Raw genomic sequence first — 16,888 nt, 5'->3', positions numbered from 1 at the left:
TCAGCCGATCTGCGCGTTCTTGGAGACGGTCACCTGGTCGATGTCGGAGGTCCGCACGGTCACGGCGACCTCCCAGTCGCCGGCCATCGGGATCTGCACCCCGCTCGCCGACCAGTGTCCGGTGGTGATGTGGTCGGGGACGACGGGCAGTGGCCCGATGTTCTTGGCCTCCAGGGTGAAGGCGACTTTCACCTCGGGGATGTCGAAGGCGTTTCCGTTCGGGCGCTCGACGTAGAGGTGCATGTCGTTGGCGCCCACACGTGCGGGGTCGAGCTCGACCCGTACGACGCCCTTGCCGTTCTGGCTGCCGGTGTCGAAGGGCATGTCCAGGGTGACCGTTCCGGTGGAGGGCGCGGACGGGGAAGCGGTGGACGGGTTGGCGGCCTTGGCCTCCTCCTCGGTCCGGCCCGGCTCGGTCTGGGTCAGGACGGTGGTGACGGCGAGCAGGACGACGGCGACGCCGGCTTCGGCGAGGACGGAGCGGCGCAGTCCGAAGCGGTGGGGGTCGGCATCCCGTTGCCGTTTCTGCCGGGCGGCGTCCACGGCCGCGCGCTGCCGGGCGAGCTGGGCGGCGCGCTGGGAGGTGCCGGAGCCCTTCGTCGCACCGGATGACCGCGCGGAGTCCTTCGCCGTCCTGGTCGCCCCCTCGTCGGCCTTCGCTGCCCTGGAAGCCTTCGGGGCGGCTTTCGATTCCTCGGTCGTCTTCCCGGCGGCCTCCGCCTTCTCGGTCTTGCGGCCGGTGAACGCGTCGGCCTGGTCCTTCTCCCGCTGGCGGGCGATCGCGGGCGCCGCCTCCGCCAACTGTGCCGTCCACCGTCGAGAGAGGTAGGCGATGCCGACCAGCACCGCCACGAGCCCGATCTTGACGAGGAGCAGTCGGCCGTACCGGGTGTCGGTGAAGGCTGTCCAGGAGCCGAGCTGGCGCCAGGACTGATAGGTGCCGGTCACCACGAGCGCGACCACGCTGCCGAAGGCGACGCGCGAGAACCGGCGTACGGCGACGGTGGGGAGCAGTGTGTCCGCGGGTGCCCGGTACAGGGTCACGAGCAGGGCGGTGAGTCCGCCGAGCCAGGTGGCCATCGCGAGGAGGTGGACGACGTCGACCGGCATGGCGAGTCCGGCCTGGAGGCCGACGGAGGCGTGCTCGGACATCGCCCAGGTCGCCGCGAGCCCGGCGGCCACGACGGTTCCGCCGATCCCGAGTCCGAGGGTGAGGTCCCGCTTCTCCTCGTCCTCCCGCTTGTCATAGGCGCCGAAGAGGACGGCGACGAACAGGGCGGCCGCCGCGAGCAGCAGCAGCCGGGAGACCAGCGAGGCGCCGGTCTTGGTCTGCAGCACCTCGCCGAGCAGGTTCAGGTCGAAGACGTCGCCGAGCTTCCCGGAGCCGGTGTAGGAGCCGCGCAGCAGGAGCAGCAGCAGCGTGGCGGCGGTGAGCGCGAGCCATCCCGAGACGACGAGCCGCTGCAGCGCCCGGATCCCCGAGCCGCGTGGCCAGCAGGTGAGGACGAAGGCAGCACCGCCCACCAGCACGGTGAACCCGGCGTACGACACGTACCGTCCGAGGCCGTACAGCCAGCCGACGATTCCGTCGCCCGCTGCCGGGCCGTATACGGAGACGGAGGTCTCGGACGGGGCTCCGATGGAGAAGGTGTAGGCGCCGGCGACGGGGTGGCTGTCGGCGGACACGACCTGGTAGGTCACCGTGTACGTGCCGTCGGGCAGCCCGGCGTGCAGTCTCACGGAGTATGTCGTGCCGTTCGTGCCGGACGGCTCGCCGTCGTCGACGCGTTCGCCCTTGGGGTCGAAGACGCGCAGCGAGTCGGCGTCCATGGAGACCGATTCGGAGAAGGTGAGCGACACCTGGGCCGGAGCCTTGTCGACCACCGCCCCCTGTCGGGGGTCACTGCCGGTCAGTGCGGCGTGCGCGGAGGCCGGTCCGGCGCAGGCGAGCAGCGCGCAGGCCGCGGCCAGGAGCAGCAGCACCACAGTCCGGACGCGCGGGGCGATGGTCTGCGACAAGGTGTTCCTTCCCTCAGTGTCCGGTGTGTTCGGAGTGCCCGGACTGCCCGGACTGCCCGGTGGGCCGGTACGTGGCCGCCTTCACGGGCAGTTTGACCGTGACGGGGTCGGCGTGGGCGAAGTGAAGTTCGACGGAGACCGTCTGTCCCTCCTTGGGCTGCTGCTTCAGCTTCTCGAACATCAGGTGGTTGCCGCCGCTTTCGAGCACGAGTCGGCCGTGGGCGGGGATCGGGAGGCTGTCGACCTCTTTCATCGTCCCGTCGACGGTTTGGTGCACGGTGACGTCACCGGCTCCGCTCGTCACCGAGGTCAGTTCGTCCTCGGTGTCGCCCTCGTTGGTGATGGTGAGGAAGCCCGCCGCCATCGAGTCGGAGACAGGCTGCGGTATGTAGGCGGCGCCGACCGAGAGCTCGGCGCCGGAGGCCGACGAACCGGAACCGGAACCAGCTCCGGAGCCCGAGTCCGAGCCGCCGCAGCCCGCGAGGGCCAGGGCGCCGATCACCGTCACGGCGGCGAGAGTGGGACGGCCCCTCACGGGTTCTCTCCCTTGACGAGCTTGGGGAGGTCCTTGGTGTAGTCCTCGACGGTGGCGTCCTCGCCGTAGAGGACGTAGCCCGCGTCGGACTTCGGGGAGAAGGCGACGACCTGGGTGCCGTGCGCCGAAACGACCTTGCCGTTCTTGTCCTTGGTCGGCGGGTCGATGGAGATGCCGAGGGTGCGGGCGCCGGCCTGGACGGTGTCGAAGTCGCCGGTCAGGCCGACGATCTGCGGGTCGATGCCCTTGAGCCACTTGCCGAGCGCGGCCGGGGTGTCGCGTTCCGGGTCGGTGCTGACGAACACGACGCGGAGCGTGTCCTGCTCGGCCTGGGACAGCTGCTTCTTGGCCACGGCGATGTTGTTCATGGTCAGGGGGCAGACGTCGGGGCAGTGGGTGTAGCCGAAGTAGACCAGGGTGGGTTTGCCGGCGGTCTGCTCGCGGAGGTCGTACTCCTTGCCCTGGGTGTCGGTGAGGACCAGGTCGGGCTTCTCGAACGGCTTGTCGAGCACGGTGGCGGCCTGCTGGCTGGTGTCCTCGGAGACCACCGCGACGGGCTTGTCGTTGTCGGCGCCGCTGCCGCAGGCGGACAGGGTCAGGGAGGCGGCGGCGAGCAGTGCGGCCGCGGCGAACGTCTTCTTGCGCATAGAAAAATGTCCCAGATGTGAGGTGCTCCGGTGCGCGCCGGGGTCCGTCGGACCGACGGGGGTGCCCGGCGCGCACCGGACGAGAGGATGCGTGGGCGTGGTCACGCCGACGCACCGGCGCGCGCGTTGTTACGCCTACGCGTCGGAGGCGCGCCGGCGTCCGGCCAGCACGCCGTAGGCGACGCCCGCGGCACCGACGACGATGCCGACGACGCCGAGGATGCGGGCGGTGGTGTCGGTGCCGTCCCCGGAACCGGAGTCGGAGGAGGCGGTGGTGTCGGCGGCGGTGTTCTGCGCGGCCGCCTCGGTGCCGTCCTCGGCCTTCGCGCCCGACGAGCCGTGGGCGTCGCCCTCGGCGGCGGCCAGCTCCAGCACGGGCGCCGGGTTCGCGGGCTCCTCCTGGCCCTCCTGCGGCACCTCGATCCAGCGCACGACCTCCTTGTTGTCGTACGTCTGGATCGCCTTGAACACCAGCTCGTCGGCGTCCTCGGGCAGCGCGCCGACGGAGACCGGGAACTTCTGGAAGTAGCCGGGCTCGATGCCCTTGCCGTCGGCGGTCCAGGTGACCTTGGTGACGGCCTCGGTGAGCTGCTTGCCGTGCGACTCCAGCGGCTTGTCCAGCTTGGACTTGGTGATCTCCGCCTTCCAGCCGGGGACCGGCTGCGGCATCACGGACGCCAGCGGGTGGTCGGTGGGGAAGCTGACCTCCAGCTTGGTGGTGGAGGCGTTGTCGCGTTCGTTGGGGACCTTGAAGTCGACGACGGCGTAACCGCCCTTGGCGGCCGTGCCCTCCGGCTGCACGCTGACGTGCGCGAAGGCGGGGGCGGACAGGGCGAGGACGGCGATGCCGGAGACGGCGCCGGCGGCGGCGATACGAGAAGGCTTCATGGACGGAGCACTCCGCTTCGAGTGGGTCACCGGTGCTGAACCGGTGGTGGGTGACGGGAGGGTGCGCGCACGCGCGCGTGCCGCACGACGGCGGCCCCTCCGTGCGGCGGCCGATGGGCCGGAGCGGGGTGGTGGTCGCGTCGTGTCAGGCGGCGAGGGAGAACGCGTCGTTCGGCGGGCCGCGTCTGATCACCGTGTGCTGGAGTGCGGTGGTGCGGGGCCGCGGCGGCACCTGCCGAGCGGTGTGCGGCAGGCGCGGGCCCGTCCGGGGAGCACCCTGGAGCCCGGCGTGGAGGGCGCGGAGCAGGGAGAGCGCCGCGCGCAGGGCGCGTACGAACGCGGCCTCGGCCACCGAGTGGGCCGAGTGCGCCGACAGTTCGACGAGCCGCGCCAGGGCCAGGTCCCCGCTTCGCAGCAGCCAGCCGGCGGCCAGGGCCGCGAGGACGTGGCCGAGGAGCATCGGCAGGGACGGCAGCAGCGAGGCCGAGGAGCCGGCCGCGGTCAGGGCGTCGGCGGGGTGGTGGGCCGTGCCGGCCTGGACGTCCGGAGCGATCCGGGCGTCGGTGAGGATCCGCTGGGCCTCGGCCGGGCTGATCACCGCCGCGGTGGTTCCGCAGACCAGCCGTGCGGCCTGCTGGATCAGTGAGGCGTCGGACAGCGGGCCGGATCCGCCGGCGGACGTGACGGCCGTACCGGACGCCGGGACCGTCGAGGCACCGTGCTGGCCCAGTCCGAACAGGGCGTGCAGCGCGGTCTGGCCGACGGTGAGCAGTACCGCGATGCCGGGCAGCGAGCGCTCGCGTCCGGCGAGGGGCGCGGCGACCACGACCGCCCCGAGGAATCCGGCGCCCAGCGACCACAGCGGAACGGTGGCGCAGGAGGCGAGGGTGTGCCCTGCCGCGGCCAGCACGACGCAGACCGCGGCGAACACCGCGGCCCGCAGGATCCGGAGGTCGTTCCCGGAGCGCACCGTAGGCGGGTGGGGGGCAGTCATGGCGGGCTCATCATCCCACTGGCACCCCCCGCGCCGTACGGCAGGTCCACAAGATGCCGTACGGCCGGAAGCGGACCGGAAGGTCACCTTCTGGTGCGAGCCGTCCCACATACACCGATCGGCGGCAGGGACGCATCCGCCATATGGACGGTCCCACGCGAAGACCGCGCTTACGCCCGGGCGCCGGGGGCAATACGTAACGGTATGTCGAGCCGCGGCCGGGAGGCTGGAGCATGAGCATCTGGTGGTCACTCCATTTGCGGCGCGAGGCTGCGAGCGTGCCCCTGGCCCGCCGCCTGCTGATCGGCACCATGGAGACCGCGGGTGTCGACCCCGACGTCTCCTTCGACCTCTCCGTCGCGCTGAGCGAGGCCTGCGCGAACGCCGTCGAGCACGGCGGGGGCGACGAACCCGGTGACTCCTCGCAGGCGTACCGCGTCACGGCCTACCTCGACGGTGAGCTGTGCCGGATCGAGGTCGCCGACACGGGCCCGGGGTTCCCCGCGGCCACTCCGGGCCGTCCGGGGAAAGCGGTCCGCCCGGTGTCCGACGACGCCGAGGACGGCCGCGGCCTGGGTCTCATCCGGGAGCTCGCCGACCACGTCCACATCGGCAGCGGGCCGGGCCGGGCCGGTGCCGTGGTGAGCTTCGACAAGGTCCTCAAGTGGCGCGAGGGGACTCCGCTGGTGGCGGTCTGACGGCGTCGGCATCAGGGCGCCGCGTCCAGCATTCTTCCCAACACCTCCAGTGCCTCGGGATACACCCGTTCCCGGGGTGTCCCGTACCCCACGACCAGCCCTTGCGGACGACCGGATTCGCCCGGTGACGGTGACGGGGATGGGGGGGGGAGGACGGGGAGGGCGACGAGGGCGTGGACTGCCAGTGGTCCCCGAGCCGGCCCACCGCGAGGCCCTCCTCCTCCGCCCGCGCCAGGAATCCGGCCTCGTCGTCGACCTCCACCAGCGCGTGCAGTCCGGCCGCGATCCCGCGATCCCGCGTACCCGCGGGCGTCCGCCGAGCCGGGCCACGAGCTGGTCGCGGCGGCGCCGGTACCGGAGCCGGCAGGCGCGTACGTGCCGGCCGTAGGCGTGCGTGCCGATCAGTTCGGCGAGCGCCGGCCGGCCCAGGGGCTCGGTGTGGTGGTCGCTGTGCAGCTTGGCGTCGGCGACCGCGTCGACCAGGTGGGGCGGCAGCACCATCCAGCCCAGGCGCAGCGCGGGCCCGAGCGTCCTGGACACGGTTCCCAGGTAGGCGACCTGTCCCGGCGCCATGCCCTGGAGGGCGCCGACGGGCTGCCTGGCCGGGCACCCCGTGTGCGGTACCCGGCCGTCGAACCGTGGATCAGCCCTTCAGCGCGGCCATCCACTCCTCGACCTCGTCCGACCGGCGCGGCAGTCCGGCGGACAGGTTCCGGTTGCCGTCCGCGGTGACGAGGATGTCGTCCTCGATGCGGACGCCGATGCCCCGGTACTCCTCGGGCACGGTCAGGTCGTCGGCCTGGAAGTACAGGCCGGGCTCGACCGTGAGCACCATGCCGGGCTCCAGCGTGCCGTCGACGTAGGCCTCCACGCGCGCGGCGGCGCAGTCGTGGACGTCCATGCCGAGCATGTGGCCGGTGCCGTGCAGCGTCCAGCGGCGCTGCAGGCCGAGCTCCAGCACCCGCTCGACGGGGCCCTCGACCAGGCCCCACTCGACGAGCCGCTCGGCCAGCACGCGCTGGGACGCGTCGTGGAAGTCGCGGAACTTGCCGCCCGGCTGCACGGCCGCGATGCCGGCCTCCTGGGCGTCGTACACGGCGTCGTAGATCTTCTTCTGCAGCTCGCTGTAACGGCCGTTGACCGGCAGCGTGCGGGTGACGTCGGCGGTGTAGTACGTGTGCGTCTCCACGCCCGCGTCGAGCAGCAGCAGGTCGCCGGAGCGGACCGGGCCGTCGTTGCGCACCCAGTGCAGGGTGCAGGCGTGCGGGCCGGCGGCGCAGATGGAGCCGTAGCCGACGTCGTTGCCCTCCACGCGCGCGCGGAGGAAGAAGGTGCCCTCGATGTACCGCTCACTCGTCGCCTCGGCCTTGTCGAGGACCTTCACGACGTCCTCGAAGCCGCGCACCGTGGAGTCGACGGCCTTCTGCAGCTCGCCGATCTCGAACTCGTCCTTGACCAGTCGGGCCTCGGAGAGGAAGACGCGCAGTTCCTCGTCGCGCTCGGCGGTGACCTTGTCGGTCAGGGCGGCCTCGATGCCGGCGTCGTGACCCCGCACGACGCGGACCGGGCCGGTGGCCTCGCGCAGGCTTCCGGCCAGCTCGCGGACGTCGGAGGCGGGGATGCCGTACCGCTTCTCGGCCTCGGTGAGGGAGTGGCGGCGGCCGACCCACAGCTCGCCCTGGCCGTCGAGCCAGAACTCGCCGTTCTCGCGGTCGGAGCGGGGCAGGAGGTAGATCGTCGCGGTGTGGCCGTCGCCCTCGGGTTCCATGACCAGGACGCCGTCCTCGGTCTGGTTGCCGGTCAGGTAGGCGTACTCGACCGAGGCGCGGAAGGAGTACTCCGTGTCGTTCGAGCGGGTCTTCAGGTTGCCCGCGGGGATCACCAGGCGCTCGCCCGGGAAGCGGGCGGACAGGGCGGCGCGGCGGGTGGCGGTCTCGGCGGCCTGGGCGATCGGCTCCAGGTCGCGCAGCTCCGTGTCGGCCCAGCCGGACTTCATGTTCTCGGCCAGCTCGTCGGACACGCCGGGGTACAGGCCGTTCTTGCGCTGCTTGATCGGTTCCTCGCCCGCCGCGTCGGCGGCGTCCTCAAGCACGGCTTCCGGCTTCTTCGAGATCTCCGGGTTCTCCGGGGTGAGCTCCTCCGCCACGGTCATCCTCCTTGATACGGCACTGGACCACCCCCCATCGTACGGTCGTACGGAAGGGGGCCCTGGGCCGAAGGGCCTGTTACATGGAGGCGCTACCGTCCGTTATCCGGGGCATGCGGGGGGTCAGTGCTCCGCTGTCCGGACAGGGGTGGTCAACAGGGGCGGGCGTCAACAGGGGGCGGGCGTCAACAGCGCCGGTCAACGTGTGCCGGGCAATGGCGCCGGTCGACGCGTGCCGGGCAACAGTGTTTGCTCGACGGTGGCGGCCGACGGCACCGACCTACAACGCCGGCCGACGGGGCTTGCCGACCGTGCCGCTATTCGAACCGGACGGCCAGCAGGACGACGTCCTCCTCGGAGTCCGCGTCGGCCCGTCCGTCCGGCAGTACCGTGCGCAGGACGTGCTCGGCGACGGCGCCCGGGTCGTGGCGCTTGGCCCTGGGTACGCCGGCCGCCGCCGCGTGCAGCCGGGCGAAGGCGCGGTCGGCCGGGTCGCCGGTGCGGTGCAGCAGCCCGTCGGTGTACAGCAGCACCGTCTCCCCGGCTTCCGCCTGGACCTCCACGCTCGGTGCCTCCCAGCAGGCGAGCATGCCGAGCGGAGCGGAGAGGGAGGTCTCGACGAACTCCGTGCGCCGCTCTCCGATCAGCAGCGGCGGACTGTGCCCGGCGCCGGCCAGGGTGATCCTGCGCAGTGCCGGCTCGCAGTAGCCGAACAGTGCGGTGGCCGAGCGGGCGGGCTCGGTGAGGCGCAGCAGCAATTCCAGGTCGGACAGGACCGCGACCGGGTCCTCGCCCTCCATCACGGAGTACGCACGGAGCGAGGCGCGCAGCCGCCCCATCGCGGCGACGACGCTGGGCCCGGACCCGGTGACGGACCCGACGGCGAGTCCTAGCGCGGCGTCCGGCAGCGGCAGTGCGTCGTACCAGTCGCCGCCGCCGAGCGGGCCGGTGCGGTGCCGGGCGGCGAGCTGGACGCCGGGCACTCGTGGCAGGCGGGAGGGGAGCAGTTCCTCGGCCATCGTCGCCATGCACGCGCGCGTGTGCTCGACCTCCAGGAGGCGGGCCAGGTGCTGGCCGGCGTACCGGGTGTAGAGGCCGACGAGGTGGCGTTGCCGCTCGCCCGGCTCGGCGGGCTCGTCGTAGAGCCATACGGCGGCTCCCATGCGCCCGGTGCCTTCGGCGGAGAGGGGGAGCGCAAAGCTGGCGGCGTAGCCGAGTCGGGCGGCGACCTCGCGGTGGCGCGGATCGAGACCCTTCTCGGCGAACAGGTCGGGCTCGGCGATCCCGCCCTCACCGACCGGCAGACCGTCCAGAATTCGCCCGTGGGGCAGGGAACTTCGCGGAACGGTCTCGAGGTGGCCGAGGTCGGTGCGGGCCAGTCCGAGGCCGACGGTGGCGCCCGGGCCGAGTCCGTCGGCCGGTTCCAGCGCGACGAGACCGCGCCGGGCGCCCACCAGGGCGGCTCCGGCGCGCAGTACTTCCTGGATGCCTGCGGAGAGGGAGTCGGTGCGGACCAGGCGCTCGGTCAGCTCGTGCAGGGTCGTGAGGTCCGAGACCCAGCCGGCCAGCCTGTCCTGGAGCAGGCCACCGGGGGCGCACGGTGCGCCCGAGGCGCCCGTGACCTGTGCGACCTCCGTGGCCTCCGTGGCGTTTGGGGCGCCGGCCGGTGAGGTACCCGGGGCGACGGACGCGACAGTGTGTGCGGGAGACGGAACCGTTGAATCGATTCCGGCCACTTTCGCGGAGTGCGGGGTGTTCATGGCGTCCGGCCTTCCGACCGGCAGCTACTGCTCAAAAGCATCGCGAACCCCCATGTCATTCTGCGCCGCTAGCAGTGTCTCCACATGTACACGCACTCGTAAGGAGATGTCCAGCATTGTCCTGCGGGGATTACTGGTGTCCGTGAGGTGCGAGTGACCTCCTTCGCGACTCTTGCGGAAAAGCGAAATTGACTTGAAACTGCCCTACAGGAAGCCTTGTTGCGGTCGACTGGGGGTGCTTTACGGAGCGTCACAGCGGTCGTGAGGGGTACGTACTCGGAGAAGGCCAGGGGTGCCCGCGGGCATCCGGAACCTGGTGGCGGACCCGGGCGTCCTATCCACCGACGACCGTGCCCCATCCTCCCGTGGCGGAGGCGGAGAGAAAAACGCGGGACGGCGAAACGCCAGACTTCGCCACCCCCGCGCCACGCCCATGCTTGCGATGGACGCAGAGTGGATCGAACCGCCGCGGACGCAGTCAGTGCTCGGCCACAGGGGTTTCCCCAGCCCCTGGCAGTGGTGCCCTCGGCAGTGTGATGCCCTCGGCGGAGAGATGCCTTCGGCAGGGGTGTGATGCACCACCAGCTACGCACAGCGAAGAGATAGACACATGGTGTGATGTGACCACGGTGTTGCCAGGCGTGCAACGGAAAGGAACGAGCGCTCATGCGCGAGATCCTCGGAAGGCGACGCAGGCTCTTGTCCCAGCACGACGACGGGCGGCCTGAGCTGATCGGCGCGGCCCTGACCTACGCGACGCAATGGCAGTGGCCCGTACTCCCGGGCGTGGCGGCGGACCCACAGGCGCGGTCGCGCTGCGGCTGCCCCGAACCCGAGTGCACGGTGCCCGGCGCGCATCCCTTCGACCCGGAGCTCCTCGCGGCCACCACCGACGCGCGCATGGTGCGCTGGTGGTGGACCAACCGGCCCACCGCACCGATCATTCTGGCCACCGGAGGCAGCGCCCCGTGCGCCGTCTCCCTGCCCGCCCTGCCGGCCGCCCACGCCCTGGCCGCGCTCGACCGCGCCGGTCTGCGGCTCGGCCCGGTCGTCGCGGCGCCCACCCGCTGGTCGCTGCTGGTCAAGCCGTACTCCATGGAGCAACTGGGCGAGCTGCTCCACGCCAAGGACTTCGTCCCCGGCACCCTGCGCTTCCACGGCGACGGCGGCTATCTCGCGCTGCCCGCGTCCGAGACCGGCGAGGGCACCGTCCACTGGGAGCGGGCACCCCTGCCCGGCTCCGCCTCGCCCTGGGTGCCCGACGTGGAGGCCGTGGTGGACGCGGTGGTCGACGCCCTCACTCGTACGGGTGTGAACGCGCCCGAGTTGTAGGGATGCCCGGCGCGCGCGGCGGTCCGCGCCCGCCCGTGGTCGTTATCGTCCGCCCCATGCCGCTTCACGCTGGGGAGCATCACGCCGCCGGACGGGACCGCACGGGAGGGCCGCACCGCGCGGGTTCGCGCCGCCGCAGGCGGCCGGACCGCCATCGGCGAGTCCGTCTGTACGGGCTCGCCTGTGTCGTGGTGTGCGGGGTCGTGCTGCCGTTCACCGTGGCGTCCGCGGGGCCCGTGGGCGACAGGGAGGAGCAGGCAACGGCCGTCCATCTCCTCTCGCGGGGCGGGGACCGCCAGGCGCCCGACGGGATCGGTCGCGCCCCGGCCACGGCCGCGCCCGCCCGTTCCCCGCTGCCGAACGGCTCGGCCACCGCCGTGCGATGCGGCCCGGAACTCACCTCGTCCGAGGGGGTCGAGGCGCAGACCTGCGTCGTCACCCAGGGAACGGAGACCTGGGCGCGGACCTACTACCGCAACGCGACCGGTCGCCCGCTCGAAACCGTACTGATCCTCATGGGGGCCGACGGGCACAGTGTGCGGCTGCGCTGCTCGGTGGGCGCCGACGGCACGCCGGGCACCTGCGAGACGCCCAGGTGGCCCTCCCGAGGCGGGCCTGCGGCGTACACCGCCGTCGCGGAGTTCGCAGACCGGGCCGGACACGGGCCGCTGCTGTTGCGTGCGGGGAGCAACCGCGACGACGGGAGCGGCCGCGCCGGCGGGAGCAACCGCGACGACGGGCGTGACGGTAGGGACCGTAGTGACAGAAGTGACGGGGACGCGGGGAGCGGCGAACGCGTCGTGGGCAACTCGGCTGCGGAAGCGGGGAGTTGACGGGCGACTGCGGTGCGTGTGCGGCCGGGCGCATGGAAAGACCCGGTTGCTGGCGACGGGGGATGCACCAGCAACCGGGCTACTCGAACGGTAACAAGAGATCGGCGCTAAGCAAATTCGATCTCCTGTTTTCCGGTCACCGACTGGCCTGTCTTCGCCGGGAGTTGTGACCGGAGTCACGTACTCCGAATCGAAGCCCCGGCTGACCGGTCGGTCAGCCGGAGCGGCCCTCGCGGCCGTGCGTCAGCTGAGGGTGACCTGCCGGTTGGTCAAGCCTCCGCGTGCGCGGCGCTCGTCGGGGGTGAGCGGAGCGTCCGTGGCCAGGGCCTCGGCGAGACGCTCGGCGAACTCGGCCGCCGGCTTCTCGATGTCCTGCGCGGTGACCGCGCTCGGCAGGTCCCACACCGGGACGGTGAGCCCGTGTGCGCGGAAGGAGCCGACGAGTCGGGTTCCCTCGCCGAGGGACGACCGGCCCGCGGCGTGCAGCCGGGCAAGAGCGTCCAGAAGCCGCTCCTCCTCGTGCGGCATGACCCAGCGCAGGTGGTTCTTCTCCGGCGTCTCGCACCAGTAGGCGGCGTCCACGTCCTCGAGCCGGACGGTCGGGATGGCCGCGGCGTTGGCCCGCTCCAGGGAGGCGGTCACCTCCGGCGTGGCGTTCTCCTGGTCCGGAACCCAGAACTCGAACCCCGCGTGCACGGTCGGCTCGAACGCCGCCTCGGGAGCGAGCAGGTCCTGCAGGCGCGGACCGTCGGCCGGCGCGCGGCGGCCCTGCACCGGGGTGCCCGGCGCGGCGGTCAGCGCCCGCTGGAGGGTGTCGGCGAGGTCGCGGCTGATGTCGCCCGAGGCCGTGTCGTTCTGCAGACCGAGCAGAACCGAGCCGTCGTCGCGGCGCAGAGCCGGCCAGGCCATCGGCAGCACCGTGGCCAGTGTGACGGACGGGACGCCCTCGGGCAGGCCGTCCTTGAGGGACAGCTCGACCGTGGCCGCCGGCACCAGCTCGCGCAGGGCCACCCAGTCACACTCGCCGGGCAGCCCCTCGAACGGGCGCTGCACCAGCGCGGTCGTGGCCTGTGCGGCGGCCCGGCCGTGGCAGGCCTTGTACCGGCGGCCGCTGCCGCAGGGGCAGGGCTCGCGGGCACCGACGACCGGGAAGTTCCCGTCAGCGCCTGCGGCGCTGGCACCGTCGGTGAGCTTCGGGCGCTTGGCCTTCGTCTGGGGGCGCTTCTTGGCCATCGTGGGTGTCTCCCGGTTGTGGCTCATCTCGTACGGGCGCGAGCCTAGCCGCTACCGTCCCGGTCGACGGGACCCTGTGCACAACGAACCACCTGTGGAAAACTCGCTCGGCCGCACCGGCCGCACCGGCCGCACCGGCCGCACCGGCCGCACCGGCCGCACCGGCCGCACCGGCCGCACCGGCCGCACCGGCCGCACCGGCCGCACCGGAGCACCGGGGCAGCCCCGGGCAGCCCTGGCTCCCCTGCGCGCGAGTGGCCGGGTCAGCTCAGGTCGTCGAAGGCGTCCGCGAAGTCCAGGCCGGGGATCTCCGACACCGTCGGTGCCATGATCCGGGTGGCGAAGTCGTCCCGCCGGTGCCCGGCGTCCGGGTCGTGCACGTCGTCGTGGACGACGACCCAGACGGTGACCTCACCGCGGATGTTGTCCCGTACGCCCCAGTCGTCGGCGAGCGCGGAGATGATGTTCAGTCCGCGTCCGCCGTGCGCGGTGACCGAAGGAGTCGCCGGAGCCGGGCGGGTCGGGCCGCCGCCGTCCGTGACCTCCACGACCAGCCTGCCGCCCGCGTCCACCCGCCACGCGGCGCGGACGTCGCCGTCCCCCGCCAGGGCGTCGCCGAGCGGACGGCCGTGCTTGCACGCGTTGCTCAGAAGTTCCGAAAGGACCAGTACGGCGTCGTCGATGACCGCTTCCGCCACGCCGCCGCTGCGCAGCTGATCACGCATGCGGCGCCTTGCTTTCCCCACGCCCGCAGGGCCATGGGGCACGGCCATGCTCGACGACGTGGGCACCTCCTGTGCCACCACCAACGCCACCCCCGAGACCTCCTTTGCCCCACGCCACGGTGTGGATGCCCCATCGGCCTGAACCGGAAACCGGCCGGTCCCCGCCCAGTGACGCATTCGACACGGTCGAACACGTACCGAACGCGCCGGAGCACTCCCCGTAAGGGTGTGGCTGGATTTGGTCGGTGTGGCTGAGACCGGAGAATGCGGCAGAGAACCCGCCGGGTCAAGGTTTCCGGACGAATCAGCGACCCAGGTGGTCCAGAACCGCGCGCGGCCGGTTGGTGATGATGGCGTCGACGCCCAGGCCGGCGCAGAGATCCACGTCCGCGGTCTCGTTCACGGTCCACACGTGCACCTGGTGGCCGGCGCGCTTCAGGCGCTCGATGTAGGCGGGGTGGTTGCGTACGATCCGGATCGAGGGGCCCGCGATCCGGACACCCGCGGGCAGCCGCCCGTCGCGCAGCCGCGGTGAGACGAACTGCATCAGGTAGACCGTCGGCAGGGTCGGCGACGCGGCCCGCACCCGGTGCAGGGAGCGGGCCGAGAAACTCATCACACGTACCGGAGAGTCGGCGGCCGAGGCCGGGGCGTCGAGTCCGAACCGCTTCAGGAGCACCAGCAACCGCTCCTCCACCTGCCCCGCCCAGCGTGTGGGGTGCTTGGTCTCGATGGCCAGCTCCACCCGCCGCCCCGCGTCGGACACCAGTTGGAGCAGCCGCTCCAGGGTCAGGACGGAAGTTTCCTCCCGGTCCTCGGGCCGGTGCTCCCAGTCCGGCTGCTCGTCGCGTGTCCGCCAGAACTCCCGGGTCCTGCGGGCGCCGAAGTCCAGCGCGGCCAGATCGGCGAGCTCGAGCGCCGACACCGCGCCGCGGCCGTTGGACGTACGGTTGACGCGCCAGTCGTGGACGCAGACGAGATGGCCGTCGGCGGTCAGGCGTACATCGCACTCGAGGGCGTCCGCCCCGTCCTCGATCGCCTTCCGGTATGCGGCCAGGGTGTGCTCGGGGGCCTCCTCGGAGGCTCCCCGGTGGGCGACGACCTGGATCCGGTGCTGTCGTGCGTGGGTCACCGCGTCATGGTGCCACCGCGTGCGGGTAGACGTGCCCTCGGTGTCATCGGCGGCACGTCCGTTTAGTCTTGGATGACCCATGTAAAGGACGATCGTGAACCCACAGCAACCGCTTATGGTGCTCTGACGGCCCGTGGGAAAAGCTGATGGCATACGAAAGCACTGTGCATCTGCGTCGCGCCGAACCGCGGAGCAGCGCGTGAGCGTGGCTGAGCGCGAGCAGTGTGACCGAGAAACAGCCGTGGAACGAGGAGAGAAGCTGTGAGCACCGAGAACGAGGGCGCCGCGGTACCCCCGGCCCCGTCCGCACCTCCCGTGCCGGTGGAATCTCCCGCAGCCTCCGCCCACCCGGCCGCGCCGGGCCCGGACCAGCCACCGTCCCCCGCTCCCGCGCCTCCGCAACCGCAACCGCAACCGCACGACGGTTCCGGACAGGCGGCCGCTTCCGCCCACGCACCGCACCAGGCCGCTCCCCAGGATCCGGCCGCTCCCCAGGACCCGGCCGCTCCCCAGGACCCGGCCGCCTCCCACGCTCCGGCCGCCTCCCACGGTTCGGCCGCGCCTCAGGTACACAACGCCCCCGACGCCTCCTGGCCGCCGCCCCCGCCGCCGGGCACTCCGTCGTACGGCGGGGGCGGCGGTGACGGCTTCGGCGGAGGCTGGGGCTCCTCGTACCAGCCGCCCGCGCCGAAGGCGGGCCGTGGCCGTGGCGGTGTGGTGGCCGCGCTCCTGATCGCCGCGCTGGTGGCGGGCGGTCTGGGCGGCGGCCTCGGCTACACCCTCGCCAAGAACAACGACGGGACCGGTTCCACGACTGTCTCCGCCTCCGACACCGGCGGCTCCGTCAAGCGCGACGCGGGCACGGTCGCCGGCGTGGCAGCCGAGGCGCTGCCCAGCACGGTCACCATCCAGGCCGAGGGCAGCAACGGGGAGGGCGGCACCGGCACCGGGTTCGTCTTCGACAAACAGGGCCACATCGTCACCAACAACCACGTGGTGGCGGAGGCGGTCGACGGCGGCAAGCTCAGCGCGACCTTCCCCAACGGCAAGAAGTACGAAGCCGAGGTGGTCGGCCACGCCCAGGGCTACGACGTGGCGGTCATCAAGCTGGAGAACGCCCCGTCGGACCTGAAGCCGCTGCCCCTCGGTGACTCGGACAAGGTGGCCGTGGGCGACTCGACGATCGCCATCGGCGCCCCCTTCGGCCTGTCCAACACGGTGACCACGGGCATCATCAGCGCCAAGAACCGCCCCGTGGCCTCCAGTGACGGAAGCGCCGCCAGCAAGGCGTCCTACATGAGTGCCCTGCAGACCGACGCGTCGATCAACCCGGGCAACTCGGGCGGCCCGCTGCTGGACGCGCAGGGCAACGTCATCGGGATCAACTCCGCGATCCAGTCCACGAGCAACGGCGGCTTCGGCGCCGGCCAGGCCGGCTCGATCGGCCTGGGCTTCGCCATCCCCATCAACCAGGCCGAGTTCGTCGCCAAGCAGCTGATCAAGACCGGCAAGCCGGTCTACGCGAAGATCGGCGCCTCCGTCTCCCTGGAGGAGACGACGAACGGCGCCAAGCTCACCGAGCAGGGTGTCAACGGCTCCGAGCCGGTCGAGCCGGGCGGCCCCGCCGCCGACGCGGGCCTCGAGCCCGGCGACGTCATCACCAAGCTCGACGACCGGGTGATCGACAGCGGCCCGACCCTCATCGGCGAGATCTGGACCCACAAGCCCGGCGACAAGGTCACGGTCACCTACGAGCGCGACGGCAAGGAGCGCACCACCGAACTCACCCTCGGCTCCAAGACCGGCGACGACTGACCCACACCGTCCTCCGCGCCCGACCGCTCCCCTCTGCCCCGCGCCGCCGATCACGTACGGTGCGGGACAGGGAGGGGGAGCGGCAGCCGCGAGGCCGTTCCGAAGCAGCACGGTCGCACGCCTGCGGCGTG

15 protein-coding genes and 1 pseudogene are annotated in these 16,888 nt (G+C 72.2%); 4 read left to right on the top strand and 12 right to left on the bottom strand.

Annotation, left to right across the window (positions count from 1 at the left end):
- From ACZ7G3_RS23545 to ACZ7G3_RS23525, 5 genes are all read right to left on the bottom strand, one after another.
- Positions 1 to 2,019 carry a copper resistance protein CopC gene (locus tag ACZ7G3_RS23545; RefSeq protein ID WP_470928116.1) on the bottom strand — a complete coding sequence of 673 codons (2,019 nt, stop codon included), beginning with the start codon at positions 2,017 to 2,019 and terminating at the stop codon, positions 1 to 3.
- Positions 2,020 to 2,032: 13 nt separating this feature from the next.
- Positions 2,033 to 2,554, bottom strand: a complete 522-nt coding sequence (locus ACZ7G3_RS23540) for a copper chaperone PCu(A)C (RefSeq protein ID WP_470928114.1) — start codon at positions 2,552 to 2,554, stop codon at positions 2,033 to 2,035.
- Positions 2,551 to 3,201, bottom strand: coding sequence for an SCO family protein (locus tag ACZ7G3_RS23535; RefSeq protein ID WP_426599675.1), 651 nt, complete (start codon positions 3,199 to 3,201; stop codon positions 2,551 to 2,553). Before ACZ7G3_RS23535 ends, ACZ7G3_RS23540 begins: the two co-directional genes overlap by 4 nt.
- Positions 3,202 to 3,336: 135 nt before the next feature.
- Entirely contained in the window at positions 3,337 to 4,089 is a 753-nt protein-coding gene (locus tag ACZ7G3_RS23530; protein ID WP_426599676.1) for a YcnI family copper-binding membrane protein, read from the bottom strand.
- 145 nt (positions 4,090 to 4,234) lie between these two features.
- Positions 4,235 to 5,083, bottom strand: coding sequence for a hypothetical protein (locus ACZ7G3_RS23525; RefSeq protein WP_470928111.1), 849 nt, complete (start codon positions 5,081 to 5,083; stop codon positions 4,235 to 4,237).
- Positions 5,084 to 5,316: 233 nt separating this feature from the next.
- Between ACZ7G3_RS23525 and ACZ7G3_RS23520 the strand changes: the two genes are divergently transcribed.
- A complete protein-coding gene (locus tag ACZ7G3_RS23520; protein ID WP_470928109.1) occupies positions 5,317 to 5,781 on the top strand; it encodes an ATP-binding protein in 465 nt (154 codons plus the stop codon).
- A gap of 11 nt (positions 5,782 to 5,792) precedes the next feature.
- Here ACZ7G3_RS23520 and ACZ7G3_RS23515 read toward each other — a convergent pair.
- The 3 genes and pseudogenes from ACZ7G3_RS23515 to ACZ7G3_RS23505 all read right to left on the bottom strand — a co-directional run.
- A pseudogene (locus ACZ7G3_RS23515) lies at positions 5,793 to 6,381 on the bottom strand (aminotransferase-like domain-containing protein); the annotation flags it as partial.
- Between the two features lie 43 nt (positions 6,382 to 6,424).
- A complete protein-coding gene (locus ACZ7G3_RS23510) occupies positions 6,425 to 7,927 on the bottom strand; it encodes an aminopeptidase P family protein (RefSeq protein WP_426599679.1) in 1,503 nt (500 codons plus the stop codon).
- Between the two features lie 317 nt (positions 7,928 to 8,244).
- A complete protein-coding gene (locus tag ACZ7G3_RS23505; RefSeq protein ID WP_470928107.1) occupies positions 8,245 to 9,687 on the bottom strand; it encodes a PP2C family protein-serine/threonine phosphatase in 1,443 nt (480 codons plus the stop codon).
- Positions 9,688 to 10,353: 666 nt separating this feature from the next.
- Between ACZ7G3_RS23505 and ACZ7G3_RS23500 the strand changes: the two genes are divergently transcribed.
- Together ACZ7G3_RS23500 and ACZ7G3_RS23495 are read left to right on the top strand one after the other, a co-directional pair.
- Entirely contained in the window at positions 10,354 to 11,019 is a 666-nt protein-coding gene (locus ACZ7G3_RS23500; RefSeq protein ID WP_470928105.1) for a bifunctional DNA primase/polymerase, read from the top strand.
- A 56-nt stretch (positions 11,020 to 11,075) separates the two neighbouring features.
- Positions 11,076 to 11,852: a hypothetical protein gene (locus ACZ7G3_RS23495; RefSeq protein ID WP_470928103.1), complete on the top strand. Its 777-nt coding sequence runs from the start codon at positions 11,076 to 11,078 to the stop codon at positions 11,850 to 11,852.
- A gap of 243 nt (positions 11,853 to 12,095) precedes the next feature.
- On the opposite strand, the gene ACZ7G3_RS23490 is transcribed toward ACZ7G3_RS23495, so the two are convergent.
- The 4 genes from ACZ7G3_RS23490 to ACZ7G3_RS23475 form a co-directional block, all read right to left on the bottom strand.
- Positions 12,096 to 13,085 carry a DUF5926 family protein gene (locus ACZ7G3_RS23490; RefSeq protein WP_470928149.1) on the bottom strand — a complete coding sequence of 330 codons (990 nt, stop codon included), beginning with the start codon at positions 13,083 to 13,085 and terminating at the stop codon, positions 12,096 to 12,098.
- Positions 13,086 to 13,136: 51 nt separating this feature from the next.
- Positions 13,137 to 13,292 (bottom strand): hypothetical protein, encoded by a 156-nt coding sequence (locus ACZ7G3_RS23485; protein WP_470928101.1) that lies wholly within the window; start codon positions 13,290 to 13,292, stop codon positions 13,137 to 13,139.
- A 56-nt stretch (positions 13,293 to 13,348) separates the two neighbouring features.
- Positions 13,349 to 13,987, bottom strand: coding sequence for an ATP-binding protein (locus tag ACZ7G3_RS23480; protein ID WP_470928099.1), 639 nt, complete (start codon positions 13,985 to 13,987; stop codon positions 13,349 to 13,351).
- 127 nt (positions 13,988 to 14,114) lie between these two features.
- Complete coding sequence (locus tag ACZ7G3_RS23475) at positions 14,115 to 14,942, bottom strand: glycerophosphodiester phosphodiesterase (RefSeq protein WP_470928097.1); 828 nt, start codon at positions 14,940 to 14,942, stop codon at positions 14,115 to 14,117.
- 261 nt (positions 14,943 to 15,203) lie between these two features.
- On the opposite strand from ACZ7G3_RS23475, the gene ACZ7G3_RS23470 reads away from it, so the two are divergent.
- A complete protein-coding gene (locus ACZ7G3_RS23470; protein ID WP_470928095.1) occupies positions 15,204 to 16,757 on the top strand; it encodes a S1C family serine protease in 1,554 nt (517 codons plus the stop codon).
- The last annotated feature ends 131 nt before the right edge of the window (positions 16,758 to 16,888 follow it).

The organism is Streptomyces sp. NPDC037271, from assembly GCF_055603605.1.
Note: the sequence above shows the minus strand (reverse complement) of the source record. Positions and strands in the feature narration are given on the sequence as shown.